Consider the following 4330-nt stretch of genomic DNA (forward strand, 5'->3'; position numbering starts at 1 on the left):
GGAACCCTTATAGAGAAAGGCATTTAGCGATTTTTGTCAATTGTTTTTATCTAGAGCGAACTAATCAATTAAGTCTCTTGCCAGATAAGGATTTAGTCGATTTATGCCCCCCTATCGAACCATAACAAGTAACGAAGAGCCTAACATTTTAGGGAAAAAATGTAGTTATATCTAGAAAATTAAGAAATTATACTGAATTGCTTTGGCAGAGATTGAGGGAATTTTTAACCGGAAAATAGGAATAGTATTGATTTATCGATCGTCCACCATCAGGACAGAAAATGTTCAGGATGGGTAAATAACCCATCCTCGGAATAATTAGGAGCTGCTGAATAAATCTAAAAACCTTGTTGGGTAAGACTTTTAGACTTTTTGTCAATCAAAAAGTACTGGGCATGGGAGTGATCAGGGGGAAAATTCCGGGACTTTTTTCCTGAAAATTAGGTAATTGGCCCCCTCAAAACCGGTAAAACCCCACACCCCACACCCCACACCCCACACCCTGCCCCCAGGAAAAACTTTTTCAGCATACCCTAATTAGGCCGCTATGGCGGTTTTTTCCGATGTTAATGCCTCTTGGCGTTGAAATTCGGCTAATTGTGCCATAATTTCATCCCGAACAATCTGACGGTATTCCAGGAAATGCTCGTTGTGGGCGCAGACAGTGATATAGTGTTCGGCATTGGCGGGATTATGGCGCAAAATACCGAATAAATTCTGCCAGAATTTCCAGCGAGTGGAACGTTTAAAGCCCTGTCGCCAGATAATTACCGCTAGGGCATAGAGATCGGCCCGGCGAGGCAGTTTAAAGGCTGGTTTCGCTTTAGGTGCGCCTAATTTCAGGAAACAGCGATAGGTGCGATCAAGAAATACCTCCGGATCGTACAATTTCCAGAAGGCTTCAATATATTCCGTGGCAATATCTTCGATCGGCCGAGTGGGAACGAAATTCATCAGGGTACTTTGGTTAATGTCCTGTTTCCCCGTTAATCGTAGTCGTCCTTCTTTTTCCAAGCGAGTCCATAGGGCGGTATTGGGTAAAGCTTGTAACATTCCAAATAGAGCCGTGGGAATGGCCGCTTCTTCGACAAAATTAATGATGCGATCGGCCGCTCCTTTTTTCTCGCCATCAAAACCGATGATAAATCCCGCCATAGGGCGCAATCCGGCTTTAATAATCTTTTCTACCGTCTCGGTTAACGAACTACGGGTATTTTGGAATTTTTTGGTTAATTGTAAACTTTCTTCGTCGGGGGTTTCAATACCTAAAAAGACGGCATCAAAGTAACAATCAACCATCATTTCCATTAATTCGGGATCGGCGGCTAAATCTACCGATGCTTCCGTGTTAAACCGGAAAGGATACTGGTGTTCTTCTTGCCAAACTTTTAATTCTTTGAGGAGTAATTTAACGTTGCGCTTGTTGCCAATAAAATTATCATCCACCATGAACACGCCCCGGCGCCAACCTAACTCGTAGAGATAATCTAATTCTTTTAATAATTGTGCGGGGGTTTTGGTGCGGGGTTTACGACCGTAGAGAACGATAATATCGCAAAATTCGCACTGGAAGGGACATCCGCGCGAGAATTGTACCGACATGGAATCATAAGCTTCAAAATCGAGCAGATCGTAGCGTGGGATCGGGGTAATTGTCACATCGGGTTTTTCTGTGGTGCGGAAAACACCTTTAGTTTCTCCTCTTGCCAATGCTTCCACAAACATCGGGATGGTGATTTCTCCCTCATCGAGGATCAGAAAATCAGCCTCGGCCACTTCGTGGGGGATAGAAGTGGGATAGGGACCACCCACAGCCACCAGTTTACCCCGTTGCTTGGCTTCGTGAATTTGCTCGATTAAATCTTGACGTTGCACAATCATGCCCGAAAGAATCACTATTTCGGCCCAATCCCATTCTGCTTCTGTCACCGCCCGAATATTGCGATCAACCAGTTTAAATTCCCATTGCTGCGGTAAAATCGCCGCCACCGTCACCATACCCAGGGGAGGAAGTAAGACTTTGCGATCAACTAATTCCAGAATTTTGTTATAAGACCAGAAAGTCGGCGGAAAAACGGGATAAATCAGTAAGGCGCGCATATTCACTCCTCGCTCGATGGCGATCGATTCTTGACCTTTCGCTTGATTGTAATCTTTTTCGGTCAGGGATGGGAAAACCGTTATTTAGCCCTAGAACTAAGATCAGGTTTGATTTTCGGCCGCCATTGCCCACCCTTGACCCTGCCCCCATAAAAGTTTATGGTCAACATTAATAAAATTTATGTAAACAAATGTTGCATAGTTTGGGAAGTTATGTTACATTTAATATCAAGCACTTGAATCAAATGCAATTTTATTATAGGAAGGCAATTCACCATGGATAAGCAAGAAAACAAACTCGGCTTCACCGCTTTCGCTGAAAACTGGAATGGTCGTTTAGCCATGCTCGGTTTCGTCATTGGCGTAGCTACGGAATACTTAACCCACAAAGGTATCCTTGCTCAATTAGGCTTGATGTAATTTCAGCCTCGATTGCTGTGCATCTACAATCGTCTTGAATAAATTATCAAAAAAGGGAGGAGCATCGCTCTTTCCCTTTTTTAGTTGCAGGTTGGGGATGGGGGAGTGGGGTGATAGGGAAGTGGGGTGTGGGGTGTGGGGTAGATGATGTACTGGAAAATCTCTCAAGTAACCTTGTTTGAGAACACTTGTCGGCAATTCCTGTCTATGGTTAATTAAGAAAAATAAACTGTAGCGAAATATACTGTTTTTTCGTGTTCTAATGGGGATAGATAGGGGGAAAAAAATCATGTCGAAATCACTCTTTACCGATGCCAGCAGTCGCCTAGAACGCGCCCTTAAGTATGTCTCCATTTCCGATGATGCGATCGAGCGGTTAAAATATCCCAAAGCTAGTCTCAGCGTCTCCATACCCGTCCGTATGGACAACGGCACTTTAAGAATCTTCCAAGGCTACCGCGTCCGCTACGATGACACCCGCGGCCCCGGCAAAGGAGGGGTGCGCTATCATCCCAACGTCAGCATTGATGAGGTGCAGTCCTTGGCCTTTTGGATGACCTTTAAATGCGCCCTGCTGGATTTGCCCTTTGGTGGGGCTAAGGGCGGCATTACCCTCAATCCGAAAGAATTGTCAAAAGCCGAGTTAGAACGTCTTAGCCGGGGCTATATCGAGGGTATAGCCGACTTTATTGGTCCCGATGTCGATATTCTTGCCCCCGATGTCTATACCAACGAGATGATCATGGGTTGGATGATGGACCAGTACAGCATCATTCAGCGTAAAATTAGTCCGGCGGTGGTGACGGGGAAACCTTTAACCATGGGAGGCAGTCGTGGCCGCGATACGGCGACGGGAACAGGAGCTTTTCATGTTATTCATTCTCTTTTGCCGAAATTAGACAAAAAACCGGCTAATACTACCGTAGCCGTTCAGGGATTCGGTAACGCCGGGGCCGTAGTGGCGGATCTCCTCGCCAAAGCCGGTTATCAAGTGGTGGCGGTAAGTGATTCCCAGGGCGGCATTTATCGGGAAAAAGGCCTAGATATTGCCAGCATTCGTGAGTATAAACAGGAACATCGCGGCATTACTGCTATTTACTGTGAGGGTACCGTGTGTAATATCGTAGAACACGAGGCGATTACTAATGAACAATTATTAGCCCTAGATGTGGATGTTTTGATTCCGGCTGCCCTCGAAAACCAAATTACCGCCGAAAATGCCGATCGCGTGCGGGCAAAATATATCTTTGAAGTGGCCAACGGTCCGACTACCTCAGAAGCCGATCGCATTTTAGACTCAAAAGGGATTCTCGTTTTCCCCGATATTCTGGTTAACGCCGGTGGGGTAACGGTGAGTTATTTTGAATGGGTGCAAAATCGCAGCGGTCTTTATTGGCGATTAAACGAGATCAATGAGCGCTTAAAAGAAAGAATGGTGACAGAAGCGGAAAAAGTCTGGTCTTTCGCCCAGGAGTTCGATATATCTCTGCGTAACGCCGCCTACGCCCAGGCGATTGCTCGTCTCGGAGAAGCCCTAGATGCCAAGGGAACCCGCGATTATTATCAAAATAAGACGGGAGCTTAAGGTCGTCAGGAGTCGGTCGTCGGTCGTCAGGAAATAAATAGGGTGATAGGGTTTTGGGGTGATAGGGTGATGAGACAACTTCCCCACTTCCCCACTTCCCCAGGAAAAACTTTTTGCCGCAAACCCTAAATAGGGCTTGCTGAATAAATCTAAAAACCTTGTTGGATAAGACTTTTGGACTTTTTTCCCCTCAAAAAGTACCAGATATGGGAGTGATCAGGGGGA

4 protein-coding genes are annotated in these 4330 nt (G+C 45.7%); 2 read left to right on the plus strand and 2 right to left on the minus strand.

Translation table 11 applies throughout. The features are described 5' to 3' along the window. Window positions 1–537: 537 nt before the first annotated feature. Window positions 538–2100 (minus strand): B12-binding domain-containing radical SAM protein, encoded by a 1563-nt coding sequence (locus PX482_RS25505; RefSeq protein WP_004163193.1) that lies wholly within the window; start codon window positions 2098–2100, stop codon window positions 538–540. Between the two features lie 258 nt (window positions 2101–2358). On the opposite strand from PX482_RS25505, the gene PX482_RS25510 reads away from it, so the two are divergent. After that, window positions 2359–2520, plus strand: coding sequence for a CAB/ELIP/HLIP family chlorophyll-binding protein (locus PX482_RS25510; RefSeq protein WP_487353236.1), 162 nt, complete (start codon window positions 2359–2361; stop codon window positions 2518–2520). Here the strand turns inward: PX482_RS25510 and PX482_RS25515 are convergent. Beyond that, on the minus strand, window positions 2506–2811 hold the full coding sequence (locus PX482_RS25515; protein WP_196219867.1) for a hypothetical protein: 306 nt from the start codon (window positions 2809–2811) through the stop codon (window positions 2506–2508). The genes PX482_RS25510 and PX482_RS25515 overlap by 15 nt on opposite strands. Between PX482_RS25515 and PX482_RS25520 the strand changes: the two genes are divergently transcribed. Further along, window positions 2810–4105, plus strand: coding sequence for a Glu/Leu/Phe/Val family dehydrogenase (locus PX482_RS25520; RefSeq protein ID WP_288123196.1), 1296 nt, complete (start codon window positions 2810–2812; stop codon window positions 4103–4105). The two genes, PX482_RS25515 and PX482_RS25520, sit on opposite strands and share 2 nt — an antisense overlap. The last annotated feature ends 225 nt before the right edge of the window (window positions 4106–4330 follow it).

Source organism: Microcystis sp. M53602_WE12 (genome assembly GCF_030065455.1).
Classification (GTDB): domain Bacteria; phylum Cyanobacteriota; class Cyanobacteriia; order Cyanobacteriales; family Microcystaceae; genus Microcystis; species Microcystis aeruginosa.